Consider the following 19,356-nt stretch of genomic DNA (forward strand, 5'->3'; position numbering starts at 1 on the left):
CCGGCACGTGGGTGCGACGAGCAGTCAGGAACCGTCGACCGAGTGACGCGGGTATCCGCCCGAGTTCGTGGGCGCGCTCACCACCCCGAGGGATCCTGTGGCCCTCGCCCGGAAAGCACCTCGCCATAGGCCTGCATCAGATCTGGCAGCCTCAGAGTCGACAAGTCGTCCCGGGACGGAGTCCTGGGATAGCCGGTGAGCCGCAGATCCCGGTACGCGCAGCTCTTCTCGTACAGCGTCCGCAGGAATCGCCCGTTGCCCAGCTCGTCGATCCAGCCCTGGTCCACCACATGACCGGCGATCGAGCGGAGCTCCTCCAGGGCTTCCTCGTCCCAGACGTCCCCGTTCTCCGCGGCCAGCACCTCGCCGATCGCGGTCAGTTCCAAAGGACGGTACGAGGGGAAGTCCACCCTGGTGGTGAAGCGTGAGGACAGCCCGGGGTTGGCAGCCAGCAGCCGGTCCATTCCCTCGGGATAGCCCGCGAGGATCACCACCAGATGGTCGCGGTTGTCCTCCGCACGCTTCAGCAGCACCTGCAGTGCCTCGTCGCCGTACGCGTCTCCCTTGCCATAGCCGGAGTTGGACAGCGAGTAGGCCTCGTCCACGAACAGCACGCCACCGATCGCCGAGTCGATCAGTTCGTTCGCCTTCACCGCGGTCTGGCCCAGGTACTCGCCGACCAGGTCGGCCCGCTGGGCCTCCACGAGGTGGTCGCCGCCGAGCAGGCCGAGCGCGTAGAAGACCCGGCCCAGAATGCGTGCCACCGTGGTCTTGCCGGTACCCGAGGGACCGGAGAAGACGAAATGGCGCTTGGGCGGCTGTACGGGCAACCCCTGGTCCGCGCGCAACCGGGCCATGTTCAGCTGTGCCGACAGCGCCCTGACCTGACGCTTCACCGGCTCCAGGCCGACCATGCGCTCCAGCTCCGCCAGCGCCTCCTTCAGCAGAGCCGGATCGGTCGGTCCGGCCGGCAGCGGTTGCGCCGGCGGCGAGGCCTTCTCACGCACGGCGTCGCTCTGTGCCGGCAGCGTGCCCGGAGGCGGCGGTGGCTCGGGCTCGGAGAGCTTCACCTCCCGCCCCTCGATGCCGAAGAGCGGGTCGAGACCGTCGGGCCCGTCCAGTACGTCCCCGCCGCCGGCGAACGCCATCGCCGTGAGGTCGGCCGACTCGTCGTACCCGTCGCCCTCGGCGATCGCCGCGAGCCGTGCGGAGGTGTCCATGAACGCCGGGTCGATGCGGTGCACCGCACGGTAGAGGGGGAGGGCGGCGGCCGAGCGGCCCGTGCCCTCGTGGGCCCGTGCCAGCCAGTACCGCAGCTCCTTGCGTTGCGGCTGCTCGCTGCGACAGCGCATCAGGGCGGCGGAGAGCAGCGGCTCGGCCTGCCCGTACATCTCCAGGCGCACTCGGGCCATGCCCCCGAAGAGCCCGACCTCGATGCCCAGCATGGGGTCGTCGATCAGCGGATCGGTGTGCCGGACCAACTGCTCCCAGTCCTTGACCAGGTAGGCCCGGCAGGCGTGCAGAAAACGGACCTGGGAGTCGGTGTCCACGGGCGGCAGCCCGGCGAGCGCCCGGTCCAGTTCGGGGACGTGGCGGCCGTCCAGCCAGTGCGAGGCGTGTGCGAGCAGCAGATCGCGCGGGTTCTCCAGCACCGGCTGTACCCACCAGCCCAGCCAGTACCAGGAGTTGAAGGTGCGCCGATGGCGGGCCCGCTGTTCCCCGAAGCGGTCCCGGTGGCGGAACATCCGCAGTAGCGCGGTCGTCGTGTCGACGCGCAGCGCGTGCAGCCCGAGCCAGCCGTCGGCCATCCCCGGGTCTATCCGGACCGCCGCGCGGAACTCCTCCTCCGCCTGTGGATAGGCACCCATCGTGTAGGCGTCGACCCCTCGCAGCCAGGCAAGGTCGGCCGGGGCCTCGGGGCCCTGCGTGCCGAAGTCCATCACGTCCCCCACAAACCGTGCCCCCGTTGGTTCACCGCCAGGTCCTCACCCGTCGGCCGGATTTTTCGAACCGCCGTGCTGTGGAACGGAGTTGCTACGGTGCGCAGAGCAGTCGTCCCAAGGTCGCACCGAGAGGCATCGTACCTGCGGGAGAGCGGCGGGCCGTAGGGTGCCGCACGGGCTGTTCGGGGAAGTAGAGCAGACGGCGTGCGCCATGCATGGTGACCAAGGGTGAGCAAATCGGGTCGGTCGGCGCCTGCGAAAGGTGTCCGGCGCAGAACGAAGCCCCCGATCACGGGGGAACAACCGGGGGCTTCGTGACTATGGGCGGCTTCGAAAACCGCATATTGAGAACGTAAGTCCTGTACGGCTCCCGGGTCAAGCCGAGTTGAAGTACTCAAGAAACTTGTCCCGCAAGGGCCTTCACAAGTTCAGCACACTGGCGATGGCCCATTACTGTCGGTGAAATTCTGATTCGATTCAGGCGTCCCGTTGGGTCCTGACAGCACCTCGTAGCCCTTGAGCCCCTGTCGCACCAGAAGATCGGCGAAGGGCCGGGACGGGTCCTCGGTGAAGTGTCGGCGCTCCGCCTCGACCCATCCGGCCCAAAACGCGTGTTGCGCCTCGCCGTCGCGGGCCCGGCCGCGCCTCCAGGCCTCCTCCTGCGGCACTTCCATCCACAGCAGCCGCGCCAGATACGGACGCAGAGCCCGGCGTCCGGCGCCGACCCCCTCGATCAGGATCACGGGGGCAGGTGCGAGCGTGCGGGTGGGGCCGAAGCGCCGTGCACGCCAGTCATAGGGGTGGTATCGCGCGGCCTCGTCGCGGCCGAGTGGCTCGATCACCTCATGCAGCAGCCGCTCCGTCCAGGCGAACAACTCCTCGTGGGTGGCGATGTCGTCCAGGTGCAGCACGGGCGCACCGCCGAGCGCCGTCGCCAACTGCCCGGTGAAGGTGGACTTCCCGGAGCCCGCGTGCCCGTCGACGCCGATGAGGCGGACCGGGCCGCAGGACGGGGGCCGTTGCCGAAGGCGGGACGCGAGGGAGTGAATGGTGAAGTCCTGGGGTGAGCGTGCACGGGTTTGGATGTCGGGTGAATTTTACGCGGGAGCCATTCCCGCCTGCCCGACCCCGCAGGGCCGATCTTGCTGAAGCCGAGGGCAGCGCCGCGCCGGCGCCCCGGTTCACCGGAACGGCGGGGTCTCCCCGGCTTTCCCGACACCTCGGGTCATACCAGTGGTCGGGACCAATATTGGTGGACGCGCCGAGTGACGAAGTGCTGGCAGAAGTCCCGGTGTGGCGGCCATAGTTGGCGCACACTGTGCGTCTGAGCCGCCGATTCCGGATACCTGGGGGTCACCACCGATGACCAGAGCTTCTGAGCCGTCCCGCAGAACCGTCCTCGCCGCGGCGGTCGCCGTGGCCACCCTGGCCGGCGCCGCGAGCCCGGCGGCCGCGGCCACCCCGGCCGCCCAGCCGACGAAACCAGCCCCGAGCCTCGTGGACAACCGCGCCTGGACCTCGTACACCGACTGGCGCTCCGGCGCCGCGCAGGGTGTCCGCGCCGTGTCCGGAGCCCGCCCCGGTGTGGTGATCGCCGCCCCCGCCGGCCGTGTCGACTACACCGACCCGCACACCGGCAAGTCCGCCGCCTGGGAGTACGCCACCTGGACCTCCCCTGTGCACCGGCTCGCCGTCCCCTCCACCGAAGCCATCGCCTCCTGGAACGCGCACACCCCGGCCGGCACCTGGATCCAGGTCGAACTGAAGGGCACCTACTCCGACGGCACGGACACGCCCTGGTACGTGATGGGTCGCTGGGCGGCCGGCGACCAGGACATCAGGCGGACCTCGGTCGACGACCAGAGCGACGGCAAGAGCAACATCTGGACCGACACCTTTGCCATCGCCGACGCCGCCTCGGGTCTGCGCCTGGTCTCGTACCGGCTGCGCCTGACCCTCTACCGCACGCCCGGCACCAAGATCACTCCGACCGTGTGGCGACTCGGCGCCATGGGCTCCGACATCCCCGACCGCTTCACCGTCCCGGCCTCCACCCCCGGCCTCGCCCGGGAGCTGACCGTCCCGCGCTACTCACAGGAGATCCACAAGGGCCAGTACCCCGAGTACGACAACGGCGGCGAGGCCTGGTGCAGCCCCACCTCCTCGCAGATGATCATCGAGTACTGGGGCCGGAAGCTCACCCCGGAGCAGCTGTCCTGGGTCGACTCCTCGTACGCCGACCCGCAGGTCTGCCACGCGGCCCGCTCCACCTACGACTACCAGTACCAGGGCTGCGGCAACTGGCCCTTCAACGCGGCCTACGCGGCGACCTTCAAGGACCTCCAGGGCGTGGTCACGCGGCTGTCCTCGCTCAGCGACCTGGAGACACTGATCGCGGCGGGCATCCCGGCCATAACGTCCCAGTCGTTCCTGAAGGAGGAGCTGACAGGGGCCGGGTACGGCACCTCGGGCCATCTGATGACCGTGATCGGCTTCACCGCCGACGGTGACGTGGTCGCCAACGATCCCGCCTCGCCGAGCGACGAGGCGGTGCGCCGCGTCTACAAGCGGCACGAGTGGGAGAACATCTGGCTGCGCACCAAGCGGCACAACGCCTCCGGCAAGGTCGTCTCCGGCACCGGCGGCGTCTGCTACCTGTACTTCCCGGCCAAGCTCACCGCGCCGCAGCGCAAGGCGCTGGCGGCGGTCGGCATCCGCTGACGCCTCGGACCTGGTACGCACCGCGGCCCCCGGGAGACCGGGGGCCGCGGTGCGTACCGAGGTCGAACGGTGCCCCTCGAGCGGGTCGCGCGGATCCGATCGCTCCCGGGCGTGCCCACTGGACCAACAGGGCTAATGGTTCGGACCATTTCGACGGGCTGGACTTTTCTTGAAGTAAGCGGTCGTTAACTGGTGACTCAGTGCCCCTGATCGGGCATACTCCAAGCGCCACAGCCGCTGGTCAGCCGCTTCCGAGACCCGGAGCGGCGAGCATCGGCTGGGCCCAGTGAGACCCGGCGGAGCCGCCCCACCAAGGCGCACATCCGCCGATGTGCCCGAGAGGGAGGAGAGCGTCGCCATGCCCGACCGCGCCCCGCAGCCGGTGGACCGTCAACTGCCCACGGACGAGGCCCGGGAACTGATCTCGCTCGTCCGCGACATCGCGCGGCACGAGATCGCCCCGAAGGCGGCCGAGGAGGAGGACGCCGGAATCTTCCCGCGTGAGGTCTTCCGACTGCTCTCCGAGTCCGGCCTGCTCGGCCTGCCGTACGACCCCGAGTACGGCGGCGGGGACCAGCCCTACGAGGTCTACCTCCAGGTCCTCGAGGAGTTGGCCGCCACCCGCCTCACCGTCGGCCTCGGTGTCAGCGTCCACACCCTGGCCTGTCATGCCCTCGCGCACTACGGCACCAAGGAGCAGCGGGCCGAGCACCTGCCCGCGATGCTCGGCGGCGGCCTGCTGGGCGCGTACTGCCTGTCGGAGGCGTCGTCCGGGTCGGACGCGGCGTCCCTGCGGACGAAAGCCGTCCGGGACGACGGCGGAAGCTGGACGATCAACGGCACCAAATCGTGGATCACTCATGGCGGGATCGCGGACTTCTACACCGTGATGGCGCGTACCGGTGAGGAGGGTCCGCGAGGGATCACCGCCTTCCTGGTGCCCGGCGACGCCGAGGGGCTCAGCAGCGCGGTACCGGAGAAGAAGATGGGCATGAAGGGCTCGCCCACCGCGCAGGTCCACTTCGACGGCGTACGCGTCGGTGACGAGCGCCGTCTCGGCGAGGAGGGGCAGGGCTTCGGGATCGCCCTGTCCGCACTCGATTCCGGGCGGCTCGGCATCGCCGCGTGTGCCATCGGCGTGGCCCAGGCGGCGCTCGACGAGGCGGTCGCCTACGCCTCGGGGCGACAGCAGTTCGGGCGGCCGATCTCCGACTTCGAGGGGCTGCGGTTCCTGCTCGCCGACATGGCGACCCAGATCGAGGCGGGACGGGCGCTGTACCTGGCGGCGGCACGGCTGCGCGACGCCGGCCGACCGTTCTCCAAGTTGGCGGCCATGGCCAAGCTGCACTGCACCGACACGGTGATGAAGGTCACCACCGACGCCGTCCAGGTGCTCGGCGGATACGGCTACACCGCGGACTTCCCGGTCGAGCGCTATATGCGCGAGGCCAAGGCCCTGCAGATCGTCGAGGGTACGAATCAGATCCAGCGCATGGTCATCGCCCGTCACCTCGCTGGTCCCGAGTCGCGCTGAACGGACCCAGGCCCGCCGTGAGCCGGCCGACCGGGGGCGCTGCGAGCCGTACCCACTCCGGGTCGTGGCGCCCTGGCAGCGTGCGCCCGCGATCGGCCCAGGCCCGCATCAGCGCGCGGTAGATGGGCGGGTCCTGGTACTGAGGTGGCGGAAGCGATGCTGCCGGTGCCGGAACGAACACCCGTCGCCGACGTCCGGTGTCTGTGGCGGTCATGCATGGGGAACGCCGGGGCGTGCGCACAGGTCACCGCCCCGGCTAATCGGGCGTGAGTTCCCCGTGGGGTCGTACGGGGCATGACGTCGCGGGGGCGGGGTGTACCCGATGCGCGGGGCTGGCGTCAGGCGGCCTGGCGCCGCATCACCGGCATCCGGATCGGGCGCGAGCCCGGCCCGCCGACGTGCGAGAACGGCTGCATCCGCCAGTCGAGCCCCTGAGGGAGCGTCAACAGCAGGGCCGCGTCCTGCTCCTGGGGCTCCGCGGACTCGTCCGCGGGCTGGGCGTCGGCCGCCACGCGGCCCGTACCGGCGCAGACCGTGAGGCCGAACGGGTTCCACGGCGAGACGCACAGCGCGTGCTCGGGCAGGACCTCCTCGCCCGCCAGGAGCGCGATGGGCTGTGCGCAGTCCGGGCAGATCACCCGGTACATCTCAAAGGTGTCGTAAGTGCCGAGCTCGTCGTCGGCTTCGACGCCCTCCGGTTCGGGTTCGACGGACGGCTGGTGTCGCTTGGACGCGCCACGACCAGGGCGCTTCAGACTCTGCATGGGATTCTCCCCCTCGGGCTGGGCCGACAAGGCGCTGCGGCCTCGACCACAGCAAGCACTTCCCGTCCCGTCTCGGCGGTAATCACGAGACCATCACGAAGCCCGTTCGGATGCTGTGTCGTTCGTCACATGCTGTTTGTGAGTGTCCGGCGCGGTGTTTTTGTCCCAGACACGGCCCCCGGAGCCGCTCTCGGCCGCCCCGCAAATCGGGCATGACCTGTACCCCTCGGTATCCGCGGGGATCAGGTGCACTGTAGGTTCTGGCGCCATGGAGGAGCTGGACCGACAGATCGTGCGGCTGCTCGTCATGGACGGGCGGATGAGCTACACCGACCTGGGCAAGGCCACGGGCCTGTCCACGTCGGCCGTGCACCAGCGGGTGCGCCGGCTGGAACAGCGCGGCGTCATCCGCGGTTACGCCGCGGTCGTCGACCCGGAGGCGGTCGGGCTCCCGATGACCGCCTTCATCTCGGTGAAGCCGTTCGACCCCAGCGCCCCCGACGACATCGCCGAACGCCTCGCCGGCGTCCCGGAGATCGAGGCGTGCCACAGCGTCGCGGGAGACGAGAACTACATCCTCAAGGTCCGGGTGGCCACGCCCCATGAGCTGGAGGAACTGCTGGCGCGCCTGCGGACGCTCGCGGGGGTGTCGACGCGCACGACGGTGGTGCTGTCGACGCCGTACGAGGCGAGGCCGCCCCAGATCTGAGGGACCTGCGTGCCGGACGGCTCGCGTGAGGCGCGAGACTGGTCCCATGAATGAGCGCACCATCCCGCCGCGGACTGTTCTGCTGCGCCGAGGAGAAGTCCACAGCCCCGCCGACCCCTTCGCGACCGCCATGGTCGTCGAGCGTGGACAGATCGCCTGGGTCGGCTCCGAGGGCGCCGCCGACGCCTTCGCGGAAGGTGTGGACGAGGTCGTCGACCTGGACGGCGCTCTCGTCACTCCGGCGTTCACCGACGCGCACGTGCACACCACCTCCACCGGCCTCGCGCTCACCGGCCTCGACCTGTCCACCGCGCCCTCCCTGGCGGACGCCCTCGCCCGCATTCGTGACTTCGTCGCGGCCCGCCCGGACGACCGGGTGCTGCTCGGCCACGGCTGGGACGCGGCCCGCTGGCCCGAACGCCGGGCGCCCCGGCGGGACGAACTCGACGAGGCTACCGGTGGCCGTCCGCTCTATCTGAGCCGCATCGACGTCCACTCGGCCGTCGTCACCACCGCCCTGCTGGAGCTGACACCGGGCGTACGGGACAAGGACGGCTTCATGGACGGGGAACCGCTCACCCGCGACGCCCACCACGCGGTGCGCGCCGCCGCGTTCGCGGCGGTCACCCCCGCCCAGCGCACCGAGGCCCAGCGCGCCGCCCTCGCACACGCCGCCTCCCTCGGCATCGGTTCGGTCCACGAGTGCGCGGGCCCGGAGATCTCCTCCGAGGACGACTTCACCGGACTGCTGCGCCTGGCCGCCGAGGAAGCGGGTCCCCGGGTCGTCGGCTACTGGGCCGAGCAGGATGTCGACAAGGCACGGGAGCTGGGCGCGATCGGGGCGGCCGGAGACCTGTTCGTCGACGGTTCCATCGGCTCGCACTCCGCCTGCCTGCACGAGCCGTACGCCGACGAAGCCCACACCGGCACCGCCTACCTCGATTCTGCCGCCGTCGCCGCCCACGTTGTCGCCTGCACCGAGGCAGGGCTCCAGGCGGGCTTCCACGCGATCGGGGACGCCGCCGTGAGCGCGGTCGTCGAGGGCGTGCGCGCCGCCGCCGAGAAGGTCGGCCTCGCCCGTGTGCGCGCCGCCCGCCACCGCGTCGAGCACGCCGAGATGCTCACCCCCGACACCATCGCGGCCTTCGCCGAACTCGGCCTGACCGCGTCCGTCCAGCCCGCCTTCGACGCGCTGTGGGGCGGCGAGAACGGCATGTACGCCCAGCGCCTGGGCGTCGAGCGGGCCCGCACCCTGAACCCGTTCGCGGCCCTGCTGCGCACCGGTGTCCCGCTCGCCTTCGGTTCCGACAGCCCCGTCACCCCGCTCGACCCGTGGGGCACGGTCCGCGCCGCGGCCTTCCACCACACCGCCGAGCACCGGGTCTCCGTGCGGGCCGCGTTCACCGCGCACACGCGCGGCGGCTGGCGGGCGGTCGGACGGGACGACGCGGGCGTTCTGATGCCGGGCGCGCCCGCGGACTACGCGGTGTGGCGCACCGACGCACTGGTGGTCCAGGCCCCCGACGACCGGGTGGCCCGCTGGTCCACGGACCCCCGTTCGGGCACCCCCGGACTGCCCGATCTGACCCCGGGCGCCGACCTGCCCGTCTGCCTGCGCACCGTTGTGGGCGGTTGGACGGTGTTCGTACGGCCGGGCGAGTGATCTCACGGGGCGCCGCGACGGGATTCGTCCGCCGGGGCCCCGTCGCGCGACCTGCGCATCCTCCTCACTGACCAGGGGTTTGATGGAAGATCCGCAGGTCGAATGGCTGTTGACAGCCGGGCGCGGGGGGCCGGTAGGTTCTGCCGGGTCCACCACCGGACGTCCGATCGGGGAACCTCCGCGCAGTCGCCGGAGCGCCGCTGGGTCAGGGGTGTGCCGCACCGGCGCATCACCACTGGGAGCCAGGCTCAGCGCCCGTGCCACGGCGAGGAACGTTCCGGCCGGTCGGCAGGGTGTGACCCGGGTGGGGGCCCGGACGTTCAGTAGACAACGGCTTTCGGTCGACCCGCAGCCAGCGGGTCCCAGGTCGGCCCGAAGGACGCCGGGCCCCGATCCCTACGCGTACGCGGGCAAAATCAAGGTCTTACCCGACTCTTGTGGAATCGACACCCCCGTACGAACCTGCCGCCACTTCGGCGCATGTCGGAGGCCACTATGGTGGTCCCCTGCGTACGGACATGAAGGGGCAGTAGTGAACGACGGCGACGGGACCCGCGGGGCGGGAGCCCAGGGGAGGCAGTTCGGTCCGCTCGGCACCGCCTTGGTGATCATCCCGACCTACAACGAGGCGGAGAACATCAAGGCGATCGTCGGCCGGGTGCGGTCGGCCGTGCCCGAGGCGCATGTCCTCGTGGCCGACGACCACAGCCCCGACGGCACGGGCAAGCTCGCGGACGAGCTGGCGGCCGAGGACGATCACGTTCATGTCATGCACCGCAAGGGCAAGGAGGGGCTCGGCGCCGCCTACATCGCCGGCTTCCGCTGGGGCCTGGAGCGCGACTACGGCGTCCTGATCGAGATGGACGCCGACGGCTCGCACCAGCCCGAGGAACTGCCGCGTCTGCTGACCGCGCTCACGGGTGCCGACCTTGTGCTCGGCTCCCGCTGGGTGCCGGGTGGCCGGACCGTGAACTGGCCCAAGTCCCGGCAGTTCATCTCCCGTGGCGGCAGCCTCTACTCGCGTCTCGCCCTCGGCCTGCCGTTGCGTGACATCACAGGCGGCTACCGCGCCTTCCGGCGCGAGACCCTGGAGGGCCTCGGTCTCGACGAGGTCGCGTCGCAGGGGTACTGCTTCCAGGTCGACCTGGCCCGCCGCGCGGTGAAGGCCGGCTACCACGTGATCGAGGTGCCCATCACCTTCGTCGAGCGGGAGCTGGGTGACTCCAAGATGAGCCGCGACATCCTCGTCGAGGCGCTGTGGCGCGTCACGGCGTGGGGTGTGGGGGAACGTGTCGCCAAGGTCACGGGCCGCGACAAGTCCTCCTGAGTGGCCGGTGAGAGGTGCGGTAGGGCGCCGCGCTCGCCGACACGGGCTCGACCGGGCTGTTGATCAGCCCCTTATCCCGTGCTGAGCCGGGTCGATGCACACTGGGGGCATGACGACTGGCGCACCGACCTCCTCTCACCCCACCGCTCGGCCGCGGCGTTCCCGGCTCCGCACGTTCCTGCCGCTGGGTATCGCCGCGTGGCTGGTACTGGAGATCTGGCTGCTCACGCTGGTGGCGGGCGCGGCCGGCGGGTTCACCGTGCTCCTGCTGCTGGTCGCCGGTTTCGTGCTGGGAACCGTGATCATCAAGAGGGCCGGGCGCCGTGCCTTCCGTAACCTCGGAGAGACGCTGCATGTCCGGCAGACCGGTGCGGCTCTGACGGGCGGGGGCGGCAACGGGCTGATGATGCTCGGCGGCCTGCTCCTGATGCTGCCGGGCATGATCTCCGACGCGATGGGTCTGCTGCTCCTGATCCCGCCGGTCCAGAAGCTGGTGAGCCGCTCGGCGGAGCGCGTCATCAATCGCAAGCTCGGCGAGGCGCCCACCGGCAGCCTCGGCGACGCCTTCCAGAAGGCTCGTATTCACCGTTACGACGGAAAGATCGTCCAGGGTGAGGTCATCAGGGACGACGAGTACGGGAAGGACGAGGCGCCGCAGGGCCCGCACCCCCGGCTCAGCCGCTGAGCACACCGAAGGTCGAGCACACCGAACAGCGGGCGCCATACGTCACACCGACGTATGGCGCCCGCTGTTCATGGCGTGCTGTACCCCGCTCAACCCCCGCAGGGACTACGCGGACTTGCGGCTGTCTCGCGGATGGACCGCGATGTTCATCGCGCCGGAGCGGAGAACGGCAAGGCGCTCCTCGAGGACCTCTTCGAGCTCCTCTCGGGTGCGCCGCTCCATCAGCATGTCCCAATGCGTACGCGCGGGCTTGGCCTTCTTCTCTTCCGGGCCATCGCCGTCCACCAGGAGTGCCTGGGCCCCGCAGACCTTGCACTCCCACTCCGGCGGGATCTCCGCCTCGACCGAGAAGGGCATCTCGAACCGGTGCCCCTTCTCACATGCGTACTCCACGGCCTGGCGCGGGGCCAGGTCGATGCCGCGGTCCGTCTCGTAGCTGGTCACCACGAGGCGCGTGCCGCGAAGAGCTCGCTCACTCATGAATCGTGCCTCCCGGGCTTGTCGCCCACAGGACAGGTGTCGCTGTCGTCGTCATCCGGTCAACGTCCGGTCGGCGGTAAAGATTCCCGTTCTGGGTCATGCGTCGCCGTCGTAGCCGCCCCTTGTTGTACCCACCAGCGCCCGGTTTGTCACATCTGCTAACAGATGTCACCCAGCGTTTCGTCGCCGTTGACGCGCAGTAACGGTACGCCTGGCAGGCCAACCGCGTACATTACAGGCCTTTCAGGCCAGGTGCTAAATCTTCGCGGGAACCGGATTGCCCGCGTCGCGCACGGCCTGGCGCACAGGAACCCGTGCGAGCAGCACGAAACCGATGGCGAAGAAGGCCACCAGCGAGATGATCGCGTCTCGATAGCTTCCGGTCAGTTGGTAGGTGATTCCGAACAGAAGCGGGCCCAGCCAGCTCATCCCGCGGTCGGTCATCTGGTACGCCGAGAAGTACTCGGCCTCCTTGCCGGGTGGGACCAGATGTGAGAACAGCGACCGGGACAGGGCCTGGCTGCCGCCGAGGACCAGTCCGATGCAGACCGCCAGCGCGAAGAACCCCACCGGCGCGTTCGCCGGCAGGAAGTAGCCGGCGCCCAGTGTCACCGTCCATGCGACGAGTGCCCCGAGGATCGTGCGCTTGGCGCCGTACGAACGGGCCAGCCGCCCCATGCCCAGGGCGCCGCCCACCGCCAGCAACTGCACCAGGAGCACGGAGACGATCAGCGTGGACTGGCTCAGGTGCAACTCCTCGGAGCCGTACACCGATGCCTGTGAGATCACCGTCTGGATGCCGTCGTTGTAGACGAGGTAGGCCAGCAGGAAGGCGAGGGTGAGCGGCTTGGCGCGCATGTCCCGGACCGTGGCCGCCAACTGTCGCCAGCCGTGCACCGCGGGTGCCGTGGGCGTCGTACGGCGGTCGCGCAGCCGTCTGAGCGGCACGAGTGTGAAGGCGCCCCACCAGATACCCGCCGAGGCCAGGCAGATGCGGACGGCCGTGGCCTCGGAGAGGCCGAAGGAGTCGTGTGCCGTGAAGAGGATCAGGTTCGCGATCAGGACCAGCGCGCCGGCCCCGTAGCCGAAGGCCCAGCCGCGTGAGGAGACCGCGTCGCGTTCCTCGGGCGGAGCGATCTGCGGCAGGTAGGAGTTGTAGACGACCATCGAGACGGCCACCGCCGCGTTCGCGACGATCAGCAGGAACCCGCCGAGCAGATAGCGGTCGCCCTCCAGGAAGAACATGCCGGTGGTGGCCGCGGCGCCCACGTACGCGCAGCAGGCGAGCAAGGGCTTCTTGCGGCCGCTGCGGTCGGCGGCCGCGCCCGCGATCGGCATCACGAGGATCGCCAGAACGACGGAGATGGAGACGCAGTACGCGAAGAAGGAGCCCGCGCGCACCGCGAGGCCCAGCGGGTGCACATAACCGTTGGCGTCCGCCGCCGACTTGGCCACCGAGGTGAGATAGGGGCCGAGGAACACGGTCAGTACGCTCGAGGAGTAGACGGCGATCGCCCAGTCGTAGAAGTACCAGCCACTCTGTTCCCGCCGCCGCTCACTGGCCTCGTCGGCCACCGCCGCCAACACGGTGTCGTTGCCCACGCGTGCCCTCGCTTCCCCGTGGAAGGTGATCGTGCGCGGGCGTTCAGGCCCAGGTGCCCCGGTCCTCGAGAACCTTGCGCAGTGTGTCGATGTGATCGGTCATGATGCCATCCACTCCGAGATCCAGGAGCCGGTGCATGCGATCGGGTTCGTTGACCGTCCACACATGGACCTGCAAACCGCGCGCGTGCGCGGTGCGCACGAAGCGGTGGTCGACGACGGGGATGCCGGACTGGGACTCCGGGACCTGGGCGGCGACCGCCGAGCGGCGCAGCGTCGCCGGTATACCCCAGGAGCGCAGTCGCAGGCCCAGTACGCCGCGGGTGCCGTACGAGGTCGCCAGACGTGGCCCGGCCAGACGCTGGGCCCGGGCCACGCGTGCCTCGGAGAACGAGCCCACGCAGATGCGGCCCCAGGAATCCGTGCGCTCGATCAGGTCGAGCAGGGGGTGCAGCGCGGGCTCCGCCTTGACGTCCACGTTCCAGCGGACCCCGGGGAACTCCGCCAGCAGATCCTCGAAGAGGGGCACCGGTTCGCTGCCCGCCACGCGCGCGTGCCGTACGTCCTCCCAGGGCAGGTCGGCGATACGGCCCGCCCCGTCCGTCACCCGGTCCAGCGTCGCGTCGTGGAACGCCACCAGTTTCCCGTCGGCGGTGGCGTGCACGTCCGTCTCGATGTAGCGGTAACCCGCTGCCACCGCGCGCCGGAACTGGGCCGCGGTGTTCTCCAGGCCGTCCGCCGCCCCGCCCCGGTGGGCGAAGGCGATCGGGCCGGGGTGGTCGAGGTAGGGGTGGCGTACGAGGGTGGTCACCGGGGCAGTATCGCTCCCTCGGGTTGCCCGGTGACAACGACCGTGTCGTGACCCGGTGCCGAGGGGAGAGCGAACACGCGCAGGAAGAACTGGGCGAGCGGGCCGATGGACAGCGCGTACAGGACGGTGCCGATCCCGACGGTGCCGCCGAGGGCGAAGCCGGTCGCCACGACGGCGAGTTCCACGGCGGTGCGGATCAGTCGGACCGAGCGGCCCGTGCGCTGGTGCAGCCCGGTCATCAGGCCGTCGCGCGGGCCTGGGCCGAAGTTCGCGGATATGTAGAGGCCGGTCGCCGCGCCGTTGAGCACGACACCTGCGACAAGGAGGGGCACCCGTACGGCGAGGGAGTGCGCGTCGGGGAAGGCGGACAGGGTGGCGTCCATGGCGAAACCGATCACGAGGACGTTGGACACGGTGCCGAGACCGGGGCGTTGACGCAGCGGGACCCACAGCAGCAGGACGGCAGCGCCCACGATCGTCAGCACCACGCCCATGCTGAGTCCGGTGAGTGCCGCGAGGCCTTGGTGCAGGACATTCCAGGGTTCCAGGCCGAGACCCGCCTTCACGAGGAGGGCGGCACTCGCGCCGTACAGCGTGAGCCCTGCGTACAGCTGGATCAATCGCCGCCCGAGGCGGCTCCTCGTGGACGAGTCAGCGAACAAGACGTACCCCCCTGTGGTGGTTGTGGACCGATGCATGTCACTCTGTGGCTTGGAAAGCAAAGCCATCCATGGCCAATTCAGGGAAGGTGGACTGGGGATCGTGGCGCAGTGGACCTCGGCGGTGGGGGCAGCACAGCTTGCCCGGCTGCTCAAATCCCAGCAGAACCGTCCCGCGGGCCCCGGCAGCCGCCGTCCGCCCGCCTACCGCGCGCTCGCCGACGGCATCCGGCTGCTCGTCCTGGAGGGTCGTGTGCCGGTCGCGGCCCGGCTGCCCGCCGAGCGGGAACTGGCACTCTCGTTGTCCGTGAGCCGTACGACGGTCGCCGCCGCGTACGAGGCACTGCGCACCGAGGGCTTCCTGGAGTCGCGCCGAGGCGCGGGCAGCTGGACGGCGGTACCCGCCGGCAATCCACTGCCCGCGCGCGGTCTGGAGCCGCTGCCGCCGGAGGCGCTCGGCTCGATGATCGACCTCGGCTGTGCCGCGCTTCCCGCGCCGGAGCCCTGGCTCACCCGCGCCGTGCAGGGCGCCCTCGAGGAGTTGACGCCGTACGCGCACACGCACGGCGACTACCCGGCGGGCCTGCCCGCCCTGCGCTCCATGCTCGCCGACCGCTATACGGCCCGTGGCATCCCGACCATGCCCGAGCAGATCATGGTGACCACGGGCGCCATGGGCGCGATGGACGCGATCTGCCACCTCTTCGCCGGGCGCGGCGAACGCATCGCGGTGGAGTCGCCGTCCTACGCCAACATCCTCCAGTTGATGCGGGAGGCGGGAGCCCGCCTGGTCCCCGTCGCCATGTCCGAGGGGCTCGGCGGCTGGGACCTGGACCGCTGGCGTCAGGTGCTGCGGGAAGCCGCGCCGCGACTCGCCTACGTGGTCGCGGACTTCCACAACCCGACCGGCGCGCTGGCCGACGAGGACCAGCGGCGGCGGCTGGTGGACGCCGCCCGCTCGGCCGGGACGGTGCTGGTCGTCGACGAGACGATGAGCGAGCTGTATCTGGAGGACGGTCTGGAGATGCCGCGCCGGGTGTGCGGGTTCGACCCCGCCGGCTCCACGGTCATCACGGTCGGCTCGGCGAGCAAGGCGTTCTGGGCGGGCATGCGCATCGGCTGGGTGCGGGCGGCTCCCGATGTGATCCGCAGCCTGGTCGCTGCTCGCGCGTACGCGGACCTGGGGACGCCGGTACTGGAGCAGTTGGCCGTGAACTGGCTGCTCAGCGCCGGGGGCTGGGAGCAGGCGGTGGGCCTGCGCCGCGAGCAGGCCCGGGAGAACCGGGACGCACTGGTCGCCGCCGTGCGCAGGGAGCTGCCGTCGTGGGAGTTCTCGGTGCCGCAGGGTGGTCTGACGCTGTGGGTACGCACGGGCGGTCTGTCGGGGTCCCGTCTCGCCGAGGTCGGCGAGCGGGTCGGCGTCCGGGTGCCGTCGGGGCCGCGCTTCGGCGTGGACGGCGCCTTCGAGGGGTATGTGCGGCTGCCGTTCACGGTGGGCGGGGCGGTGGCCGAGGAGGCGGCGGTGCGCCTGGCGGCCGCGGCGCGCCTGGTGGAGACAGGCGCGTCGGGGCCGGCGGAGGCCCCGCGCACCTTCGTCGCCTGACCGGACGTCCGCGACCGGCGCCGAACGCGGTGTTGCCCCACTGAGCAGCGGGCACCCGTTCACTCACCCCTCCGCGGCCAGTGCCTCCACCGGTACGGCTTCCATGGCCACCGCCGGCACCGCCACCGCCTCCGCGGGTTCGCTCCGTCGCGGCAGCAGCTCCATGACCGCCTGCCGGTGGTTCTCGCTCGTCGCGTCGTCGTACGGGTCCGGGGTGGCCGGTACCTGGAGACGGTGGACCGGGCCCGAGCCCAGGCGGGCGTAGCCGCGGCCGGGCGGAACGTCCTTGACCGGCGTGGTACGCGGCGGCGCGCCGAGGACCGCCTCCAGCTCGTCGGGGGCCGCGGGTCCGAGCACCACGCGCGCGCGGGTGTGCTGCCGGACCGCGTCGGAGAGGCCGTCCAGACCGTCGAACTGCTCGGCGACCACGACAGTGACGTTCGCCGCGCGACCGTGGCGGAGTGGTACCTCCAGCAGCGCCTGGGGATCTCGGTGCCCCTCGGCCGCGGCGAGGTGTCCCAGTACGCTCGGCCGGTCCAGGAGGATCCACAGCGGTCGCTTGACGTCCTCCGGCGGGGGATGTCCGGCCTGCCGGGCACGGTTCGCTGCGATCAGCCTTCGCTCCGTCTCGTGGGTCGCCCACTCCAGGCTCGCCAACGCCCCGGCGAGCCCGGACTCCACGGCCAGCACACCGTCCCGGCCTGTCAGGCACGCGTACTCGCCGGTGCCGCCGCCCTCGACGACCAGGACGTCGCCGCGCTGCAGTGCCTGGAGGGCGACGGAGCGCACCAGTGTCGTCGTACCGCTGCCTGGTCCGCCGATGATCAGGAGGTGCGGCTCGGTGGAGCGCGTGCCCGTGCGCCACACCACCGGAGGTACGTCGCGCTGCTGCTCGCCGTGGGTGAGGGGAAGAGTGCGCTGGACTGCGGTCGGGTCGGTGAAGCCGAGGACCACCTCGCCCGGAGCGGTCACGAAACGCTGCGCCGTGATGTCGGTGGGCAGCGGCGGCAGCACGGTCACGGTCAGCTCGTTGCCCTCCTCGTCCCACGCGAAGTGGTACTCGCGGCCTCGTCCCGCCTTGGCGTGCAGGAGGTGCTCGATCCGGGCCCGGGAGTCGGCCTCGCCGTCCGTGAAGTAGGCGGGGTAACGGATGAGCAGGCGGGAGACGCGCCCGCTCTCCTCGAAGTCGTATGAGGGGAACGCCCGGGTCCAGTCCCCGCCGTGCGCGTACAGGGGCGCAGGATCCTCGGCCGTCGAGAAGTACGGCACCAGCGCCTCGTACAGCGACCGCAGGCGCTTGGTCTGTGACAGGTCCGGGCCCGTCGGCTGTGACGACCGGCGTTCGCGGCCCGTCCAGCCGGCCGCCGCCATCAGGGTGATGGCGGCGAGCACCGGCCCGTACGGCACCAGGGCCACGATCAGGATCGCCGTCGCGGCCAGGAAGAGGAGCGGCCCTCGCCGGTCTTTCGGAGTGTCCGCCCACTTGCGGCGCCCGGCTCCGGCCAGCCGGCGCAGTCCACGCGTGATGGTGATCAGTGGGTGGAGGACGTCGGTGGCGCTGTCGGCCGCCGTCCGGGCCAGCTCCCGGCTGCGGGCGATCTGTGCGCTGCCGTTCCTCAGGATGGGGGGGAGTGGGCGCCGGGCCACGTCGTTCTCCTGGAAGTGCGGGTGGACGGGGGCGGGGTCAGAAGTTGATCCCGCCGATGAGGCTCGCGAGGCTCGAACCACCGGCCTTGATGCTCGGGGCGATGGCGGTGCTCGAGAGGTAGAACCCGAAGAGCCCGCAGACCGTCGCGTGCGAGCCCTTGAGTCCGTCCTTGCGGCAGAAGAGGAAGACGATGACGCCGAGCAGTACGACGCCTGACATGTTCAGAATCATTGCGCTCTCCTGATTCATGGGGTGAAGTCACCATGAGTACTTCCAGGCTCACAGAATGTATCCATACGACAAAAGGTGCAACTGGGTGGAATCCCTCTGAATTAATCCGACTGGTGGAGCCATCGACGGTCCCGGGCAGGGCTGTCGCGCCCGCTCGGTGCCACAGCGGTCATTGCCGAGCACGGGGCCGGTCATGTGTCACGGAAGCCAGTACGCTGGCGATTCACCTGTATGGCGTCACCGCTCGGCGCTGTACGAGCCCGTGTACGGCCGCTCCGCTCGCTGCCGTACGCTCCCGCAGTCCCCAGCAGTCGTAGTGAGAGGCGGTCCGGCGATGAGTGAAGCCCCCGACCCCGAGGTCGTGGAGCTGGCGACCAAGATCTTCGATCTGGCGCGCCGAGGTGAGACCCGGACACTCGTGGCATACGTCGACGCGGGCGTTCCGGCCAACCTCACCAACGACCGCGGCGACTCCCTCCTGATGCTCGCCGCCTACCACGGTCACGCCGACGCCGTCCGTGCCCTGCTGGAGCGCGGCGCCGAGGTCGACCGGGTCAACGACCGAGGCCAGACCCCGCTCGCCGGTGCGGTTTTCAAGGGTGAGGTGGCGGTCGTCCGGGCCTTGCTGGACGGCGGAGCCGACCCCGCCGCGGGTACTCCCTCGGCCGTCGACACCGCGCGGATGTTCGGCAAGACGGAGCTGCTCGAACTGTTCGGCGCACACTGATCCGAATGCCCTGACCAGCGAAAACGAGGACAACGGGGGAGGCGGTGCGGGGCCGCCCGAAATAAGGTCGCGGCAGGAAGAGACGCCGGGTCATCATGACGTCGTGATTCACGGACGCGATGGCTGGGCACGTGTTGCCGCACCGCGTGGACCGTGATGCGGTCCGCATGGGCCACCGACGAGAGGCAGAGGAAAATGGTCTACAGCAAGCAAGAGACGGCGGGCGCCCCGACGTGTTGTCACGTGGCC

General features: G+C 70.5%; 17 protein-coding genes. 8 read left to right on the forward strand and 9 right to left on the reverse strand.

Features of this window, described 5'->3' with window-relative positions; all coding sequences use genetic code 11:
- Positions 1-77: 77 nt before the first annotated feature.
- Positions 78-1,940, reverse strand: a complete 1,863-nt coding sequence (locus ACWDEX_RS27325; RefSeq protein WP_450466806.1) for an AAA family ATPase — start codon at positions 1,938-1,940, stop codon at positions 78-80.
- Positions 1,941-2,371: 431 nt separating this feature from the next.
- The gene (locus ACWDEX_RS27330; protein WP_450466851.1) at positions 2,372-2,992 is read right to left on the reverse strand and encodes a uridine kinase family protein; all 621 of its coding nucleotides are present in this window, start codon (positions 2,990-2,992) and stop codon (positions 2,372-2,374) included.
- A 313-nt stretch (positions 2,993-3,305) separates the two neighbouring features.
- On the opposite strand from ACWDEX_RS27330, the gene ACWDEX_RS27335 reads away from it, so the two are divergent.
- Positions 3,306-4,664, forward strand: a complete 1,359-nt coding sequence (locus ACWDEX_RS27335) for a peptidase C39 family protein (protein WP_450466808.1) — start codon at positions 3,306-3,308, stop codon at positions 4,662-4,664.
- Positions 4,665-5,022: 358 nt separating this feature from the next.
- Entirely contained in the window at positions 5,023-6,198 is a 1,176-nt protein-coding gene (locus ACWDEX_RS27340; protein WP_450466809.1) for an acyl-CoA dehydrogenase family protein, read from the forward strand.
- A 338-nt stretch (positions 6,199-6,536) separates the two neighbouring features.
- Here ACWDEX_RS27340 and ACWDEX_RS27345 read toward each other — a convergent pair whose 3' ends face one another.
- Positions 6,537-6,962: a hypothetical protein gene (locus tag ACWDEX_RS27345; RefSeq protein WP_450466810.1), complete on the reverse strand. Its 426-nt coding sequence runs from the start codon at positions 6,960-6,962 to the stop codon at positions 6,537-6,539.
- Positions 6,963-7,230: 268 nt separating this feature from the next.
- On the opposite strand from ACWDEX_RS27345, the gene ACWDEX_RS27350 reads away from it, so the two are divergent.
- From ACWDEX_RS27350 to fxsA, 4 genes are all read left to right on the forward strand, one after another.
- Entirely contained in the window at positions 7,231-7,671 is a 441-nt protein-coding gene (locus ACWDEX_RS27350) for an Lrp/AsnC family transcriptional regulator (RefSeq protein ID WP_450466811.1), read from the forward strand.
- A 46-nt stretch (positions 7,672-7,717) separates the two neighbouring features.
- Positions 7,718-9,334, forward strand: a complete 1,617-nt coding sequence (locus tag ACWDEX_RS27355) for an amidohydrolase (protein ID WP_450466813.1) — start codon at positions 7,718-7,720, stop codon at positions 9,332-9,334.
- Between the two features lie 532 nt (positions 9,335-9,866).
- A complete protein-coding gene (locus tag ACWDEX_RS27360) occupies positions 9,867-10,661 on the forward strand; it encodes a polyprenol monophosphomannose synthase (protein ID WP_450466814.1) in 795 nt (264 codons plus the stop codon).
- 109 nt (positions 10,662-10,770) lie between these two features.
- Complete coding sequence (gene fxsA / locus ACWDEX_RS27365) at positions 10,771-11,346, forward strand: FxsA family membrane protein (protein WP_450466816.1); 576 nt, start codon at positions 10,771-10,773, stop codon at positions 11,344-11,346.
- Positions 11,347-11,451: 105 nt separating this feature from the next.
- On the opposite strand, the gene ACWDEX_RS27370 is transcribed toward fxsA, so the two are convergent.
- The 4 genes from ACWDEX_RS27370 to yczE form a co-directional block, all read right to left on the reverse strand.
- Positions 11,452-11,826 (reverse strand): RNA polymerase-binding protein RbpA, encoded by a 375-nt coding sequence (locus ACWDEX_RS27370; RefSeq protein WP_003977404.1) that lies wholly within the window; start codon positions 11,824-11,826, stop codon positions 11,452-11,454.
- 255 nt (positions 11,827-12,081) lie between these two features.
- A complete protein-coding gene (locus tag ACWDEX_RS27375; protein WP_450466817.1) occupies positions 12,082-13,428 on the reverse strand; it encodes an MFS transporter in 1,347 nt (448 codons plus the stop codon).
- Between the two features lie 43 nt (positions 13,429-13,471).
- The gene (locus ACWDEX_RS27380) at positions 13,472-14,239 is read right to left on the reverse strand and encodes a glycerophosphodiester phosphodiesterase (protein ID WP_450466818.1); all 768 of its coding nucleotides are present in this window, start codon (positions 14,237-14,239) and stop codon (positions 13,472-13,474) included.
- Positions 14,236-14,937 carry a membrane protein YczE gene (yczE, locus tag ACWDEX_RS27385; RefSeq protein WP_450466820.1) on the reverse strand — a complete coding sequence of 234 codons (702 nt, stop codon included), beginning with the start codon at positions 14,935-14,937 and terminating at the stop codon, positions 14,236-14,238. Before yczE ends, ACWDEX_RS27380 begins: the two co-directional genes overlap by 4 nt.
- 64 nt (positions 14,938-15,001) lie before the next feature.
- Between yczE and ACWDEX_RS27390 the strand changes: the two genes are divergently transcribed.
- Positions 15,002-16,501, forward strand: coding sequence for an SCO1417 family MocR-like transcription factor (locus ACWDEX_RS27390; protein WP_450466822.1), 1,500 nt, complete (start codon positions 15,002-15,004; stop codon positions 16,499-16,501).
- 63 nt (positions 16,502-16,564) lie between these two features.
- On the opposite strand, the gene ACWDEX_RS27395 is transcribed toward ACWDEX_RS27390, so the two are convergent.
- Both ACWDEX_RS27395 and ACWDEX_RS27400 read right to left on the reverse strand, forming a co-directional pair.
- Positions 16,565-18,148, reverse strand: a complete 1,584-nt coding sequence (locus tag ACWDEX_RS27395) for a hypothetical protein (RefSeq protein WP_450466823.1) — start codon at positions 18,146-18,148, stop codon at positions 16,565-16,567.
- A gap of 37 nt (positions 18,149-18,185) precedes the next feature.
- Positions 18,186-18,380 (reverse strand): hypothetical protein, encoded by a 195-nt coding sequence (locus ACWDEX_RS27400; RefSeq protein ID WP_450466824.1) that lies wholly within the window; start codon positions 18,378-18,380, stop codon positions 18,186-18,188.
- Between the two features lie 334 nt (positions 18,381-18,714).
- Here ACWDEX_RS27400 and ACWDEX_RS27405 point away from each other — a divergent pair, with 334 nt between their 5' ends.
- Positions 18,715-19,107 carry an ankyrin repeat domain-containing protein gene (locus ACWDEX_RS27405; RefSeq protein ID WP_450466825.1) on the forward strand — a complete coding sequence of 131 codons (393 nt, stop codon included), beginning with the start codon at positions 18,715-18,717 and terminating at the stop codon, positions 19,105-19,107.
- Positions 19,108-19,356: the final 249 nt, after the last annotated feature.

This window comes from Streptomyces sp. NPDC001020 (assembly GCF_053599115.1).